Raw genomic sequence first — 15,867 nt, 5'->3', positions numbered from 1 at the left:
GGTGAAACAACATGCTTATTGGAAACAATAGGATAAGGGAGGATGTGTTCGACACTAATCTCGATGAAAGACTTGCACCGGGTCTTGGAGCTATTGTTCTTGGTGAAGAGAAAGCTTTAATATATACAGACGCCAATCAGTTCTTTGCACGAACACTATTAACAGAGAACATGATCGATATTCTCGAGTACATAGCATCGACACTGCTAGGCCATGGAGAGAAACAGCGAAAAATCATATTGTTGAATGCCCTTTTCGGTGGTGGAAAAACACACACCCTCATAACGATATACCATGCTTTGAAGAATCCCAGAAGCCTGCTTCAAGCATCTACAGAGAATGAGTATTTGCGCAAAAAATTGTTTGATATTGTCTCAAAGCTTGAGAAGGCGTCACAGTCTACAACTGTTGTTGTAATTGATGGGTATATGACCGAGCTTGCTCCAAACCCTGTTAAACCCCTTGACGTAGGGGTTTACAAAGTCTATACGCTGTGGGGCTACATAGCTCATTGCCTAGGCAGTTATTCACTTCTAAAAGATTTTGATGAGAAGCTTACTTCCCCTGGCGCTGACGATATTGCTGCTCTCTTTAAGAATCGCAGAGTTGTTATACTCATGGACGAGCTCGCAAATTATTTAAAGGGGTTGCATAGCTCAGCTGATGAAAATGTGCGGAGATATGCACAGGCTTTCGAGACTTTCATGGAGAGACTGGCAAAAGCTGTTGACATAGTGCAGAACACTGTTCTAGTGGTTTCGATACCTGCTGAAATCAGCGGCAACTTTGAGGTTACCGAGATAGAGCCTGGCTACGAAGCTATTAGATCTAGCATCGAGAATATTGTAAGGGCTTTAAGCAGAGTAGCCACATTTCCTATAGCCCCTGTTCAGCCACCTAATCTACCAGCTGTTTTGAGAACAAGACTTTTCGAAGCTATTGATAAGGCTAAGGCAGCTGAAATTAGAAATGTTCTTGAGAGGGAGTATAGTAGAGGGCAAGAAATCTTCGACTCGGCAGCAGCAAAAAGTGTTGTTGACAAAGTATTTGAGACATACCCATTTCACCCAATGTACATAGATATTTTGCTTGAGATTATCGCTAACCATTCACAGCTTCAAAAAACACGAGACTTTCTGAGAATAAGCAGAGCTGTGTTGAGAAGCATTGTTAATAGCGGTGAGGTATTTGAGCTTGTCATGCCTTGGCACATCGATTTGTCTAGTGATGCTTTCAGAACATATTTGCTGAGAGGTTTTGAAGGATTTCAGCAAGTGATAAACGAGGATATTTCTGGTAGGTGTCAAAGATATGATAATCCATGGTTGGCAAAAATTGTTGCAAACACCTTGTTGCTAAAAACATTTGTTTATGGCGGTGGTTTCCTACCAAACTATAGGGTTTATCCAACAGCTGGAGAACTTGCTGTAGCAGTTTATGAGCCTAGAAGCTTTAGTGACAAAAATTTGTTGGCAAAGCACATAGCTGAGGTCATTGATTGGATTAAGCAGAATCTGGTGTATGTTCTAGTTGATGAGAAAAGCAACAGAATTTGGTTTACACAATTCATTACACCAATTAAATATGTTGAGGAGAGGGCTAGAAGTGTAAGTGACTTGGATGCTTATCGCGAAATCGAGGAAATGGCCAGGAAACTTATATCAACACCTGTAGAAAAGGCTAGGAAAGGTGGTAAGCAAAAAAGCGTTGAGCAAGCTGGGATATTTGACCTAGAGCTTTCAAAAGCTTCTTACAGATGCGATGAGCTGGATTATGATGCTCCAAGGTATGTGCTTTACGCATGTATAGATCTTCCGCAGAGCGACTATGAGCGCGTAGCTAAGCTCGAGGAGATTGTGTACACAACAAGAAGCGGGGGTGCCAGAAGATATGCGAACACAATATTTGTTGCTTTTCCAAGTCAAAAAGACAGGATTTTAAATGTTTTAAACTTGGTTAAGAAGTATATTGCGTGTAAACAAGTATCGTCAGAGAACATTGTAGGTTTTTTGACTAGGGATTATCGTGGCGAAGATGCGGAAATAGTTCGCAGGGTTCTTAATGAGAAGCTAAACAGCTATTGCTCAACAGTAGAATCAAATGCGTATCTAAATGTGTTATCGCTTTTCGATAGCTTGGCATATCCCAGCTATACTATGGATGAGAAGAGAAATACTGTAAAAATTGATAGAATTGAGGGAGTTCTTGAGACCATAGCTGCAAGCGTTGAAAAAACTTTGAAGAGTATTAAACCACAGAAAATGCTTACATCAATGGACTATTCCACTCTAAAATACTTGTTGAATAGCATAGGTGTAAGCCTAGAGGATGTGTCTAAAACTGTTAGAGAAATTATTGAATATTTCTACACAAATCCAAAGCTTCCAATAGCAAAAAGTGATTTGATAAAAAGTGCTATAGCAGATGGTATAAAGTCTCTCGAAATTGGTTTGCAATGCAACGACAGGGTATTCTATAAACATGTAGAGCCTTGTTCAACAGACTTTGACTGTTTAAGTGTATCTACTGCTAGTGGTGTTGAGATAAGCGATGCTATTATTAGGGATGAGTGCAGGGTTTTGCCATGGAAGGAAGCATTACTAGAGCAGATGAAGAGTCTCAAGCGTTTTATTGAAGGCGGTAAAGTTGTTGAGCATCTAATTAACTACAACGGCTCTTTAATTAGTGTAGAAGATGTTTTGGCGAACATTGATAAATATGATATCTACGCTCTTAAAAACTCTCCACTGTTGCGCAGAGAGCTGAAGGTGTCTGTGAGGCTTGTGCCTGATTATAAAGAGGTTGATGCTGGGCCTGGTGAGGTGGTGGAAGAGAAGCTTATGATTGATCGCATTGGCCCATTTGCTGGAGAGATAGGGATACAGACAGATAAGGGTGTTGTTGAACCTGCTAAGTTGCTAATAGATGATAAGACTTCAAGGACAAGCATTGTCTGGAGGTTTAAAGCTCCTGAGGAGAGTGGTTTTCACGAAGCTAGAATACTTGTTGTTGATAAGAATGGTAGAGAGCTTGCAAGATCTATTATAAGGGTTAGGGTCAGAGGTAGGGAGGAGGCTAAATGTGGTCGAGTACTTCCACCAGAGGGCTCTAAAATCACATCGGTTAAGTTGAGAATAAACAAACGTACTCTAGCACCGCTTGATATACTCAATAGGAGGTTTTCGCGACAACTCTACATTAGGCATGGCAAGCTAAGCTACAGTGTTAGGGTTGGTGATAGGGAGTCAAACATTGAGTTATCGCTAGAGAATATTGATTTAGCTGACTGCATACATATCCTAACAAGTGTTTTGAGCTCGTTACAGCGGTTAGCGCTTGGAGAAACAAGCTTTCTACTTGAAATTGATGTTAGAGCCAAAACACCTGCGGCAATACCATCTCTAAGCGATAAGGAGAAAGAAGATATGCAAGCATTTTTAGAGGAGGTGTGTTTGGAGTAGGTAAGCACAATGCTAAATAATCAAACAGAAGCTGTTGTAGCTAGGTATTTGGTGTTCAGGTCTAGGAGAGTTGGTAAGAAGTATCGCAGAAGCGTTGAGGTTGTGCAAATATATTTTTCTGAACCTAGAAAGGGTTTAGATCCCATCTTCGAGGCTAGAGTTGGGAAAGAGTATATAAAGTCCTTTTTAGACAGCTTGTCAGCACCGCAAAGAGTTGTTGGAGATAGTGTGATTGTTGTTGAGGGACGCGATCCGGATGCATATATACGTAGACTCGTGATATACGCAGGAACAAGACAGTTCATGGTATCGAGTTCTCCAAGACTTGTAGAGGTTGTTAGTAAGCTTGGCGAATTGGAATCAATATTCTGGTACTCGAAATTTGTAGATGCATATGAGAGAAATGGGTACTGGGGTGTTTACAGAGTTGCAAAAGCGTTTAGAACGCTCCACAGACTATGATGTTAAAGTAGCTGCTTTGGCATTGGCAAAGTCTTTTTTAGATGGTCTTAAGTATCATCCCTACGTATTCATGCTTAGACATTCCCCTGGTGAGGAGCCAGTATATCCCTATCTACATCAGCTTGAGATATTGGCATATGCTATGGCTAGAAAACCTGTTAGAATGTTCATTGCAGATGAAATAGGCTTGGGCAAAACAATTGAAGCAATAATGATTATGAAGTATCTACGTGAAGTAGATCGTGTTAGCAGAGTTCTTATTTTGGTTCCAAGGACATTGGTTACTCAGTGGATTTGGGAGTTAAAGAGACTAGGGTTTGGAATAAATGAAATATATCAAATTGAGCGTGAAACAATAGATAACATCTATGCCAAGGGCTTTCCACCAGGAATATACATAGCATCTATAGATCTAGCTAAAATGAATAGGCATCGCAATAAAATACTTTCAGCGAACTGGGATGTTATTATAATCGATGAAGCTCACAGAGTTGGTAAGGTAGGTAATAATGAAACTCTTCGCTACTCCTTAGTTACTGAGCTTGTTAAGGATTGTTCAAGAAATGTTTTGCTTCTTTCAGCTACTCCACATAGGGGTAAGGCAGAGGATTATATAGAGAGACTGAGGCTTTTAGACCCATATCTCAAGGCAAGTACTAAAGAGTTAGACACGGAAAAATTCTATAGATTGGTGAATGGAGCTCTTGTTTTTAGAAGAACAAAAATGGATGTTAACAACTATTATGAGAAGAGACCTGTTTTTGTGGAATGTAAATTCAAAGCTAGAACAGTTAAAGCTAGTAAAATCGAGATTGAGTTTCATAATAAGCTTATCGATTTCTTAAGAACAATACTTCTAAGGTATTATGATAGAATTGGTGAAGAGCCATCTGCATTGGGATTGCTCCTAGTTTTGATAGCTAAAAGAGCTTCGTCAAGTCCGAAAGCAGCATTATCAACATTCAACAAAATTTTGTATAAGAGAGCATATTATTTGAAGTCTCTTGGAGAAAATGTTAAAATTGATGAAAAGGCTATAGAGAAAGAAGTTAATGAATATGCTCGTGAGATAGCTAATTCAGTGCTTGGCTCTGGAGGTTTTGAGGAGATTAGTGAGGTTATTGGTGAGAATAGCAAGATTATAGACGTAGATGATATCATAAATGATTTTGCTGAGAAATGTTCAATTCTCTTAGATGAAGATGATGTGAAAGAGCTTAAAGAATTATATATGGAGGCTTCGAAGATTGTGGGGGATAATGATTCTAGACTCATGGGGGTAGTAAATGTTGTTGAAAATCATTTAGCTAAAGGAGATCGAGTTGTTATTTTTACCGAATTCAAAGATACAGCTGAGTACATCTATAACGAGCTTAAAAATAGGCTTCGAAAGTGGAGTAGCAAAATAGCTTTAGTAACCTCTGAAAAGGTGATACCACCAGAAATCGTTGGTGCAACATCAAAAAGATGCACCATAGACGATGTTAAGATGTGGCTGTCTAGAGGATATGTAGATGTTCTTATAATGACAGATGTTGCTTCAGAAGGTTTGAATCTTCAGCAAGCAAACATAGTTATACACTATGAACCTCCGTGGAGCCCAATAAAAATTGTTCAAAGAGTTGGTAGGGTTTGGAGGCTTGGTCAGAAGAAAAGCGTTACTAGCTATACCATTCTTCTACCTGTTGAAAGTGATATGAAGGCTTTGGAGATTCTATATGCAAAACTGCTATCGTGGTATATATCTGGTGTTGAGAAGTCTGTGCCAATTGGAGAGGAGCTGGAAATTGACATGCTTGGAGAGGGGAAGGGACCAATAGATTTACTCATTACAGCACCTGCAACTGATGAGAAGGGTAGGAAGATTCACTTTAGTGAGTATAAAGCATGGCTAGAGTTTCTTAGAGATGGTGCAGAAGGTCTTAAAAACTATATTGAGAGAATTTTAGCAATAATGAAGAATTTGAAGAAGTATGTAGAGAAAATGCAAGAAGAAGAGGGTTTGAAGGAAGTTAAAATTGATGAAAAATTGAGAAACAGTGTTCTTGGTGGTTTATGTTGCAAGGAAGCTGAGGAGGCTATTTTTAAGCTTTTTCAATCACTTTTTGAAATAAGTGGATATAATGTAAAGGTTGAGAAAGGTAAGGTGTATGTGGATTCGCACATATATGAAAAATCTGATACAGCATCTCTGTATAGAGCTATGCTAAGCTTAATTAGTGAAAAGCTTGGGAATTGGAGTGAACATGGAAAAATTACTTTAATTTCTCGATACTGTAATAATTTGGATGTGGAGGAGCTAAGTCTTTATAAGGTTGTGCTAAGTTTTGATGACAGACCATTCTATAGTGATGTTGCTGGAGTTGCTAGGTATAGAAGTGGAAAAATAGATGTGTTGAGGGGATCTAAATTAATCGAAGTGTTTTCAAAGCTTATAGCTAATGCGTTTGCTGTAGCTCATGAGGAATGGAGTTATGGGGGAGACCAGGTAATTTCTCGTCTTTATTCCGAGTATAAGGATTTGGCTAAAACAATTTTGAAGCAGTTTATGGATTATGTAGCAAAAACTGAGAATAGGTTTGCAGAAAAACATGGTGTTTGGATGCCAAGAGATATTTCTAGGGATCTTAGAAATCCAAGAATAGAGCAAATTGGGAGAATAGTTGTTGTGTGTAGTGAGAAAAGTGGTGGGGTTGCTCCACCGCCAATAACTATTGAAACTGTTGAGAAAATGGCTATGGATATTGCCATGAAGTATGAAAAGATGCAGGGTCGCGAGCCAAGGGATGTGAGTATGTATGAGCACTACGATATTCTTAGTACTGATCCGAGAACTGGTGAGGTTAGGTATATAGAGGTTAAGGGAAGGTATGAAAGTGATATAGTTGTTGAGCTTACAGAGACAGAGTTTGAGTACGCTAAGAGGCTTGGGGATAGCTACTGGCTATACATAGTATACAACATTGGCTCCAAGCCACAGTTGATAGCAATAAGAAATCCAGTGAAAAATGCTCGCTGGATTACTGTGGGATATAAGAGATATGTTTTGCTTGGGTTGAGAGGGGTTGCTGCCTCTCAAGAGATTTGAGATTGGCGATACTGTTATTGAGATTTATGGTGGTTGGAATGAGGTTGGGGGTAACTGCATAGTTGTGAAGGATGGTGATAAAAAGATTGTGTTTGATCAAGGCATTCGCTACACAGTTCTTCGTCAATTCTATGGCGGTAGAGTTGAGCCTCTTGGGATTTCCGAGTTGAGATCTATTAACGCTGTTCCAGATCCAAGTGTTTTTGAGGGTGCTGAAGCTCTTTACATATCTCATACTCATTTGGATCACCTAGGCCTCTTATCTGGGGTTCCAAGCGATGTGGAAATAGTTTTTCCTGAGCCAGAGGTTCTTCAAATGACTGTTGCTGATTGGTATAAAACTAGCACATCATGGCTTAGCTATGTACCGCCACAATACAGCAGCAAAATTGTTTCTGCAAAGAAGCTTGAGGCTGATGGCAGAGGTGTGGCAGCTGTACCTGTGCACCATAGTGCATATCCATCAACAGCTTACATATACTTTGGGAAGAGCGTCACAATATTCTATAGTGGTGATTTAAGGCTTGAGTCTCCAACAAACCTATTTCAACATAATCTTGGAGAGTATCTCGAGAAGCTTGGTTTGGGGCATGTTGATATAGCCATTGTTGAGGGGACAAACTTTGGGTTTGAGATAGAGAATTTTCCAGTAACAGTTCAAATACTTCAAGACATTTTTGCAACAACTCTTCTACTCTACGACTTGGTGGCAGTATCTATAGATCCTTTGGATTTAGAGCTTTTCACATTTATCTATAGCTACTCACAAACATTTGGAAGAAGAGTTGTTGTAGCCTCTAAAAGAATTTACTGGATTCTCAAATACCTGAGAGACTTCATCAACATGGATATAAGCAATATGTTTGTGGCATCAGAACTGGAAACACCACCGCCAACACCACTAGACTTTGCAAGCATAATACACGATGTGCTTAAAAATCCACGGGAATACATACTGGTTGTGGATCTGATTAACCTTCTCGAAATTCTTAGAAAGCTGAGGCTGTGGACAGAAGAAATTTCCATACCAAAAGCAGTAGCACTTCTAACAGATCCAGAACCGCGCGAAACACCAAAGGAGGTTGAGGAGCGTGTGGTAACCAAGTGGCTTAAGCTACTTGGCTTCGACGTTTACAGAGTGAGACTCTCTGGTCACTACCACCAACACAACTTCCAAGATCTTATAAACATAGTCAAACCAAAGAAGCTAATACCCATACACACAGAAGCACCACAGCAAATGATGGCAATATTCGAGAAGATAACTAATAGAAGTGTACAAAGCTAAGAGTAATATGCAAAACTTCACATGCATTTCCACAGCAGGAGATTTGATTCACAGCTTTGTAAATGGAAATATGATGCATTTTACACATTGTACATACCACAGAGGTTTGTGAATAAGCTTTCAATTTTTTCTTAAAGCTTTAATAAATTTGTTAAGAGATGATAACACTATACAGAGATTAATGAGAAAGCGTGACATCTTTATTTTGAAGAGTTAAGCAATGAAGCTATGCTTTTATTATGGTATATGTTCTTCCTCCTCTTGGCCCTATGTTTCTTTGTTCATTTATTTCAATATATTCAACCTTGATTTTCCCCCATATACTTTTTGCTAACTCTATTACCTTGTTTAATACATATTCCCTTTCTTCATGCATTATCAATACCTTGCTCTTCACCTTACGTGTTTTTGTCATGAATCTGAATAGTTTCGCTATGTAGCTATCCAATGTCTGGTTTCTATTTGGATTCACTGTTAGTTCTTTTGAGAACCAATACCTTGGGTATTTACCAAGAACTTTTCTCACTATACTTCTAAAGTTTGATTTTTTTAGCCATGCCCAGTAGAAAAATGATAGCTCCATGTACTGAACCTCATCTACATGTGGAGGATCTGTGACCAAAGCCCAACTACTTCTATACTTGTTAAAGCTAATGCCATCTTCTAGAAGCAAAACAGCATCTGCAGTATCAAGACTATTTAGATTATATGCTACTTTATAATGTTTGTGTTTTGAGAAAAAGTCAAGCATGTTTCTAATAACTCTAACAAAGACATTGAATGGATCCTCCGGACAGCTTTTCTCTGGAGCCCAATAACTTGGAACTCCCCATGAGCCAGCACCACATCTCTTCATCAGCGATGATGGATATAAGGTGTTGCAAAAAGCGAGATATAGAGCAAGCTTGGTGTTGGCATCAGTATCGATAGAGTCTATCGCTCTAAGAATTGATCTAAGCTTCTTACGATTTTCAGCAGAAAAGAAATCGCTTACCCTATCAAAATTTCTGCGCTTTAGAAATGGTCTATCACCATACCTTAAATAATCTCCCTTGAGCTTTGCAGATGAAGAGCTTGACAACAACTCATAAGCTTTATCAACAACATGCGAAGCTGCTTCAATAAACTTTTTATGATCTGCCTTAGCTATGAAAACATGTGCCACAAGCCATGCATAAGGATTCAAATCTATGTAAACACCCTTTTTACCCAATTCCAGAGCAGCATAAACTATGCTTCCAGAACCACCAAAAGGATCAACAACAACACCTTCCAAATCCTCAATTAAAGGCTTTACCAATTCAACTGGCTTTCTACCCCAGTACCTAGCAACAACCTGCAACAAAATCCACCATTATAATTACAAGTTTTTAAAATACTCTTTACTTTCATTCCACAACTTATCAAAATCCTCAACTCTCCTCTTAACTTCATCAGGTTTCAACAAGATATTTGCAAACTCTATGTTTTTTGACAAACCCGATATCGTTAAGTTAAAAGAGCCTTCAACAACAGCAACATCATCTATTATCACAGCCTTTGCATGAAGCTGTGGGTGCAATCTAATCTCAACACATTTGCCAAGATTCTTCAAAAACATTTCAGCAGTCTTTTTCGATGCTTCATCATCCACAGCGTTCTTCCCCAACAAAATATATACCTTGCCACTACGTTCACACAAACTCTTAATGGTTTTGTAAACCTTATGATTTTCATTTAATGATATATTTGATGTCATGATTTTTAGCTTGTTCTTGGCTAGCTTCATCCATGGCACAACAATTTTATCAGCATGCGGGTATGGAGTATACTGCTTACCATTATCAGCTATATGCTTCATCACAGTATAGCTTATTGATAATGGCTCTAGAAATGGACCTAGAGAGCACCCCTCCTCTATAAAACCACAATAGATGCTACCATCAAAAGGTAGGAAAAGAGATAGGATACTCTCAACAACATTGCTAAACAACTCACTTAACCTACCAGGAACAATCCTATTTAAAATATACGTAATTGTGTATGGATGCAAAGTCACATTAAATTTCTTGTACATTATACTATATATGGAATTCACAAATTTTTGCAACTTATTCACAGCCTTTATACAATCATCATCATTTTCTCCGCATTTCCTTCTTAAGTCACTTAACATGTTCTGTATTGTATCTATATCCTCGTCTCTTATTGTACAACTACAATACCGCTCAGCAAATTCTTCTGGAGGAGACTCATAAATGCTTTTCTCAATTATTTCATAAAGCTTAGACTTTCTATTAAAAGCTAAGAGCCTTAAATACCCTAAACCACCAGACACAGCCTCATATATGTATATAGCCCAACGACCATTTTCAGAATCAATTTTGTATCGCAAATGAGCTTCGCTTAAACCAAGTTCTCTCCACAGCGACAACAAAACGTTATGAGCTATTGTATGCACAATTATGAATCTATAATATTGCTTATCTTGTTCATTAAGCGATGATGTTGCAGAACCAATTAAATCATTAAAGACCCTATTCAAGTTTTTCTCATTATCAAATCCACTTCTCAGCTCCTCCTCTAAGAATCTCCACGGTCTTAAAATCTTTGGTGATTTCTCACAAGACTTCTCACTACATAAATCGCTTTTACTGAGAAGGCTCTTCTTAAATTTAGGCCAACTATAATCTTTTTGGAGAAGTTCATTAACAACTTTATCAAGAGTTTCAACATCGAATTCTAAAATGAGGGCATCGGTATCAATAATCCTAACTCCTGGTGTACGACCAAACTTTATTAGATAATGTTGTAAAAAGCTTTTCTTTGGTTGAAAAACAATTCCTTCATAAAATGCTAATAGCGATACTCTATTAGCAAAGTAGACATTTAGCAGAGGATACCAATTGTAACGTATTGAAAATAGCCATATGTGAAGCTGCATCTTTGAAGCTATTTCCATAGGAGATAAAATTTTAACTTTAACTTGTGGAAAGACCTTGTAAAGACCTGTATAGGTTTCTCCAATTCTAAGTAACGAACCATTGCATCGACCTTCTCTACCATAGGGACATATATTCTTTACTGGGCATTTTTGTCTATGCGTAATTAAGACATAGCCTCGACTACAGAAAAAAGGATTAGAAAGAGAATTGAAATTATATTCAGCAAGCAGAAATCTTCTATATTTATATCTGGAGTTGAAAATTCTTTTTACTCTTTCGTCTTCTATAGGTATCGAACCATTAAAAACATTATACAGTACTTCATCAATAATTAATACATAAGGGCTTTTAGACTCTTTGAAATGTAATGAGGGCCAGCTTTCATATTCATATATTTTAATGTTTTCTATTTGGATTGGATGTCTGCGTTTAAACCTATTTTGCCACAATTTTTTCCAAAGATCATAATTTTCTTTCTTAAAACTTCTAATGATATTCTCTATATTGAGATTTTCAACTTCTTTAAAATCTTCAACATATAACGTATAATATCTTTTAGGCGGTAGAATCACGAGAACATAAGCATCAGTCTTACCTCTCGACTCATCTCTATGCTTATACACTATTTTAAATGGTGTAAATGCATACAGAGCCTCTAAGCCTCTTCGTTCATAAGAAAGTTTGTCCTCCATTTAATCACCCAATCTTACGCTATCAATATTTCTCTGTGCAAAGCTAATGGGTATTATCATTGATAGCTTATTCATCAAATTTTCCTTTAAAACATTGTACCAGCAACGCCTAAATTTTTCTAAAGATGATATTTCTCTACAATTTTCATAGTTCTCAGATTTTATTTTTCTATAATAACTTATTGCAGCTAATATTAGTGGGACTTTTTCAGAAATATTTATCAAAGAGTTGATATACTTCAAAACTTCATTCTTTATATTGATTATTTCTTTGTTATATATTTTATCACTTATGCACTTCATACAATTTTGATCATTTTCTAACATTTCTTCCAGTTTAGTTTGTTGACTTTGTTGAGCAATAATCATAATATAATATCTAAAATAATTTTTAAAATAATTGCAAGTATTATCAGTATTTTTCTCACTTAATATGCTATCGATTCTTTGATAAATATGGTTTGAAAAAATCTTAAGACTGTCAGGACTATTTATTAGAGGAAACATAGTTTCAATTCTGTTAAAAACATCGTTTATTTCTTTCAATTTTTTAATTATTTCCTTTCTTAAATCTTTGATTGTTTTATTTAAATATTTTTCAGCAAGTTTCTTCATTTCTTCATCTTTAATTTTATCACTTAGTTTAAGCTCCTTCACCAATTCTTTTAACTCTTGGAAATAATTATTAAATATTCTATCTTTCATTCCTTTTCTTTTATATTGATCTATTGTGTTGTTTAAAAATTTTCTTAATTTATTCCATTCTTTTATAATATTAGTTCTATTCTTAAACATTATTTGTAGCTGTTGATAATATAGTGGATGAATAGATATGATATCTTCAGGTATTTCCAAGTTCTTGATTAAATTTAGAAATGCATATTCATTAAATTTACTACTTAAAATATTGTTAATAATTTCTTCAATTTTGTGTAATGTTATTTTTCTTTTAATGTTTCCTTTAATAAAATCTTCTAGCGTATTAATGACCTCATACTCTATTGTATTGTATAATAAAGCTAGTTTTAGTATTGAAGTATCAGGTAAGACACTACTCACCCTTATATCTTTTGAACTGCTATCATATATTCTTTGAATTAATGCTGGTGTTAATGTTGGTATGTAGAATGCCAATGATATTCTATATGTATTTTCCTTTCTACCAGCCCTGCCAACTCTTTGTTCCAGGGCTTCATCGCTTATTGGATCCTTGTACTGTACAATAAATGCAACATCTTCATAGTCCATCCCAAGGTCTAATGTTGATGTGGATATCAACAGTTTATATTTTCCCTGGACAAACCCCTTCTCTATTTCATGTCTCTCTCTTTCTTCTAATCCGCCATGGTGAAGCCTTATACTTTCAAAAGTTGATTTTATCTTGTTTAGCAAATCTCCTATTGTATTCATATTCTTTATGTCTAATAGATGAGCCCAGCTATAGTCATCCCAAATCCCTTCTAAAGAGTTTCTAGGTTGTAGTTTCACTAGTTGATTGTTTTTGCAAGGTATTTTTGATATGTGATCACATATTTCAACACCTTCTCTATAATACACAATTGTTTTTAGATAGTCGTGTACTGTACTAGCCTCACTTACACTATCTACAAATACTATTGACTTGAATTCTCTATTTATTTGTGCTGCAAGCAGCACCTGTAATATTCCTTGTAATAGTGTTTCAATGGTGAGTCTATAGGGAAGTAAAGTAACTATTATTTTTAGTTTTCGAAATTCTTGTTTCCTTGGCTCCAACTCCTCATAATCTAAATGCGACACAATGTTCTTGTTGACACCAAGAATCCAAGACAATAAGTCTCTAGCATCATCTAATGATATTGTAGCTGATAGTGATATAAACTTGCATTCTTTACCTTCTTGCTTGCGCAGATGCAGCAAAAGCCTGAATATACTAATTAAATCTATATAGTTAACATTCATGTATACATGTGCTTCATCTAACACTATTAAACCTCTGTTCCTGTATAGAGATCTGTATATACCTTTTGGTGACAATAATCTTTCTTTTATAGTCCAGGGATTTGTAATTAATATATCCGGATCCTTTTTCGCTACAAGATCTCTATCCTTCGATGTTATAACGAATCCAACCAAAAAGTCTAGTTCCTCACCATCTTTGCCACAAATATATTTTGCTGCTTTTTGATTTTCGTAAATGACATGGATTGTAGTATTGCTATTTGATGGACATGGTATTTCAAGATCTTTAATCCTTTCCTCAACTTTACCCTGCACTCCTCTATCTATAGCTACAGTTACTATATAATTACTCATTTCTTTCTCTTTTTTCAAAACACTATTTACATGATACAACATCCTCAATAATCTCTCTAATTGCTGTTTCTGAAGAGCTTTTCTTGGATAAACAATTAGAACCTTGTTGTCACTGCCATACCTCTGTTCATGATATTTTGACAAAAGTGCTTGTGCTATGGCAATTACCTGAAAAACAATTGTTTTACCAGCAGCAGCTGGAGCTGTAACAACATAGTAGTTTTTGTTTTTCAATGAAAATAAGATATTTTTTATGGCTTCAACTTGCCAAATAGCTAGAGATGAATAGCCACTTCTCTGCAAACCCTCTATAATGGCTTTACAAAAAATTTTCGCCAATTTAGCGTCAACACCATTCTCGATAAAGAATTTTTCTAGGATCGTTGTCATTTTTGATACTTCATAGGCGTTGAAATTAGGCATATACTCTTCTTCAATGTCAATATCAAAATATCCGACCCATCTATTATTCAAATTATCTTCGTAAGCCCTTCCTCTCAAAACTCTAAACACTAAATCGCCATGAAGTGTTGTATAAATATCAGAATTTTTGATTTTACCTAATTTTATCAAAACACCATTACTGATTAATTTATTCAATTGATTTTTATCTACATCATCAATTCTTTCAACAACATATTCATAACCTTCACCACGTGAAAGCGGCATCTTTTCATTGCAGGAAGAATCAAAACAAAAAAGCTTGTACCTTAAAACTTCCTGACTCTTGGAAGACTTCAATTCATCAATTTGTTTCTTAACAAGATCCTGATAAAATATTATATCAGCAGCATCAATAGAAATTCTCAAGTGTTACACCTTGCTCTATAATAAACTGTGTAAAACAATTTATAAAGTATTATTTTAAATACTGCTATGACCTATCCTCAACACCTCTGCCTCATCAAAGCTCACAAACAATCAGCCTAGAGAATATCTTGAAGCAAACTCTTATTAACCTTGATGCCCAGCGAAACAAAGTCTAACCTCTCCCCATTGTGAAATGATTTTGCGTTGAAGACAGTGTCTAGGTGGAGAAGTTAATAATCATGTTCATACCAACTTGCGGCAAACACATGCTTTCAAAGTTGGGACTTGGTTTAGATATTCACTGTTGTTTCTGTGTTGATGCTTGTACTTCTCGCTCTTTCTTCTCAGCCCACTTCTTTTTCACAAGTGCTCTTGTTATTGTTGCATATATGTGTAGCTTCCAAGCCTCTGGCCTATTTCCATACTCCCACGCAAATTTTCTTGCTAGCTCAAGAAACTCATCAGCTTCTTCAGGTGTTAGCTCATCTTTTTCGCTTTTATCTAGATACTCCCTCAGCTTTTCCAACTCCTCTTTTGTCATTGGATTTGCCAAAGCAAGTCTCATAACTCTTCTAGCTTCGTTGATTAGAAGCTCTTTATCACCACTCTTAATAACACCCTCTCTCGAGAGAAACTCTATGAGGAATTCCTGATAAGATGTGAAAGCATTGCCAAGTCTCTCAAATCTTTCATCTATTCGCTTAAACCTCTCATCTATTAACTTAAACTTTGCATCTATTTCAGAAAACTTTTTGCCAAGCCAATAAGCAACGCTAATAACTGAAGCCAGAGCTCCGAGACTACCAATAGCAGATAGTATGGATAGTGCATCAACCATGCTAAGCCG

8 protein-coding genes are annotated in these 15,867 nt (G+C 36.5%); 4 read left to right on the top strand and 4 right to left on the bottom strand.

The genetic code is table 11. From position 1 onward, the window contains the following. Positions 1 to 11 precede the first annotated feature (11 nt). Genes QPL79_RS05840 through QPL79_RS05825 form a run of 4 tightly spaced genes read left to right on the top strand, consistent with a single transcriptional unit; the run spans position 12 to position 8,299 of the window. Complete coding sequence (locus QPL79_RS05840) at positions 12 to 3,461, top strand: DUF499 family protein (protein WP_285273865.1); 3,450 nt, start codon at positions 12 to 14, stop codon at positions 3,459 to 3,461. 9 nt (positions 3,462 to 3,470) lie between these two features. Beyond that, positions 3,471 to 3,923 (top strand): hypothetical protein, encoded by a 453-nt coding sequence (locus QPL79_RS05835; protein ID WP_285273864.1) that lies wholly within the window; start codon positions 3,471 to 3,473, stop codon positions 3,921 to 3,923. Further along, entirely contained in the window at positions 3,889 to 7,011 is a 3,123-nt protein-coding gene (locus QPL79_RS05830) for a protein NO VEIN domain-containing protein (protein WP_285273863.1), read from the top strand. The genes QPL79_RS05835 and QPL79_RS05830 overlap by 35 nt, the downstream gene beginning before the upstream one ends. Next, positions 6,989 to 8,299: a hypothetical protein gene (locus QPL79_RS05825; RefSeq protein WP_285273862.1), complete on the top strand. Its 1,311-nt coding sequence runs from the start codon at positions 6,989 to 6,991 to the stop codon at positions 8,297 to 8,299. The genes QPL79_RS05830 and QPL79_RS05825 overlap by 23 nt, the downstream gene beginning before the upstream one ends. A gap of 226 nt (positions 8,300 to 8,525) precedes the next feature. Here the strand turns inward: QPL79_RS05825 and QPL79_RS05820 are convergent, their stop codons facing one another. The 4 genes from QPL79_RS05820 to QPL79_RS05805 all read right to left on the bottom strand — a co-directional run bounded on the left by QPL79_RS05820 (position 8,526) and on the right by QPL79_RS05805 (position 15,858). Then, positions 8,526 to 9,641, bottom strand: coding sequence for a DNA methyltransferase (locus QPL79_RS05820; RefSeq protein WP_285273861.1), 1,116 nt, complete (start codon positions 9,639 to 9,641; stop codon positions 8,526 to 8,528). Between the two features lie 18 nt (positions 9,642 to 9,659). Next, entirely contained in the window at positions 9,660 to 11,915 is a 2,256-nt protein-coding gene (locus QPL79_RS05815; protein ID WP_285273860.1) for a phospholipase D-like domain-containing protein, read from the bottom strand. Further along, positions 11,916 to 15,020: a DEAD/DEAH box helicase gene (locus tag QPL79_RS05810; RefSeq protein WP_285273859.1), complete on the bottom strand. Its 3,105-nt coding sequence runs from the start codon at positions 15,018 to 15,020 to the stop codon at positions 11,916 to 11,918. 298 nt (positions 15,021 to 15,318) lie between these two features. Next, positions 15,319 to 15,858 carry an SNARE-associated domain-containing protein gene (locus tag QPL79_RS05805; protein ID WP_285273858.1) on the bottom strand — a complete coding sequence of 180 codons (540 nt, stop codon included), beginning with the start codon at positions 15,856 to 15,858 and terminating at the stop codon, positions 15,319 to 15,321. Positions 15,859 to 15,867: the final 9 nt, after the last annotated feature.

This window comes from Ignisphaera cupida (assembly GCF_030186535.1).
GTDB lineage: Archaea > Thermoproteota > Thermoprotei_A > Sulfolobales > Ignisphaeraceae > Ignisphaera > Ignisphaera cupida.
The sequence above is the reverse complement of the archived record's forward strand: the minus strand, read 5'-3'. Positions and strand labels throughout refer to the sequence as shown.

Coding starts and splice junctions, on each gene's coding strand:
- QPL79_RS05805 (WP_285273858.1), bottom strand. CDS start 15,858: ATGGTTGATGCACTATCCATACTATCTGCTATTGGTAGTCTCGGAGCT.
- QPL79_RS05835 (WP_285273864.1), top strand. CDS start 3,471: ATGCTAAATAATCAAACAGAAGCTGTTGTAGCTAGGTATTTGGTGTTC.
- QPL79_RS05840 (WP_285273865.1), top strand. CDS start 12: ATGCTTATTGGAAACAATAGGATAAGGGAGGATGTGTTCGACACTAAT.
- QPL79_RS05815 (WP_285273860.1), bottom strand. CDS start 11,915: ATGGAGGACAAACTTTCTTATGAACGAAGAGGCTTAGAGGCTCTGTAT.